The organism is Clostridium sp. AM49-4BH, from assembly GCF_003478335.1.
In the GTDB taxonomy this organism is placed as follows: Bacteria; Bacillota; Clostridia; order Lachnospirales; family Lachnospiraceae; genus Butyribacter.
On record NZ_QUFB01000129.1, the window covers coordinates 1 to 1,090 of the forward strand.

The 1,090-nt window shown below is 28.8% G+C and carries 3 protein-coding genes; all 3 read left to right on the top strand.

What is annotated here, in order from left to right:
• A partial coding sequence (locus DW981_RS14710) for a DUF4347 domain-containing protein (RefSeq protein WP_118508253.1) occupies nucleotides 1–448 on the top strand: 448 nt, incomplete at its 5' end.
• Between the two features lie 36 nt (nucleotides 449–484).
• On the top strand, nucleotides 485–730 hold the full coding sequence (locus DW981_RS14715) for a hypothetical protein (RefSeq protein WP_118508254.1): 246 nt from the start codon (nucleotides 485–487) through the stop codon (nucleotides 728–730).
• Nucleotides 731–909: 179 nt separating this feature from the next.
• The coding region (locus DW981_RS15450; protein ID WP_207664019.1) for a hypothetical protein at nucleotides 910–1,090 on the top strand (181 nt) is incomplete at its 3' end.

The following is a 1,090-nucleotide window of genomic DNA, read 5'->3' on the forward strand; positions in this document are numbered from 1 at the left end:
AAATCAGACATCAGTAAATGATCCGATAAAAACATTTACAGTATTTTCACATGGATTTCCAGGGAAAATTTCCTTTGGATATGATTATAGTACTAATCAGAAGAAATTGGACTTTCGTTTAAAAGATATTTCTAAATTAAAAAGAAGTGCTTTTAAAAATACAGGTAGCATATTCTATTCATGTAGGACAGCAAAGGGGTCATCAGAAAAAAATTTTGCTAGGCGTTGGCAAAATCTTACAACAGGGACTGTAACTGCATATGAAGGAAGAACAAACTACAAATATATAAATTCTGAATATAGTGGTGCATCTTATTATATGCATAGAGCATGGAATAAAATACGAGGGAAAAAGGATAAAAAAAGGAGGTTTCCTCAGAAATCTTTAAATATGCCAACAGGTAAAGGGAAAAGAGTGTATAAACAAATGGTTATAAGAGCGAAATAAGTAGTTATACGTCGGGCAGAAAAGGAGGAGTGAAAAATGACGATAATTATAGAAATAATTCATAACTATACTATTGTATTGGAATTAGTAAATATATTAGTGTTGATTATAAATCTGAGTTTGTTGCTTTTTCAAAAAAAGAATAAATGGTATGATTATATTATTTTATTATATGGTGGATTTCTTTTTGGCTTGATTCCATTATTTGTTGTTTTCGAGAATATTTTAGTTGCTGATTTAGGATGCATTTCTGCTTACAGTGGCGTTTATTTATTTACATAATAAATTAGAAACAAGGATTTATATGCCGCTCTTAATCATGATTTATAAAATTTTGTTAGTAATAGGTATAACGTTTTTTTTCAGAGCAGTATTCATTACATATGTTTGATTTCTACCTGATTTTGATGTGTATATCTGTGTTTGTTTTTGGTATTATAAATCGATTACATGAATTATCGATGCGGCAACAACTTGGCCTGATTAGATTATTTGCCTTATTAGAAATTAGTGGAGGAGTGATACAGTTATATAAGAATGATTTTCTATCGTTTGGTAAGGATTTATATGATAGACAAGAGAGTGTTTCACTATTTTTGTATTTGTTAAGAGTAGATTTTTGGATATTTGATTATCAATATC

Bases quoted from the DNA above. Each gene is read 5' to 3' on its own strand.
- DW981_RS14715 (WP_118508254.1), top strand. From the start codon at position 485: ATGACGATAATTATAGAAATAATTCATAACTATACTATTGTATTGGAA.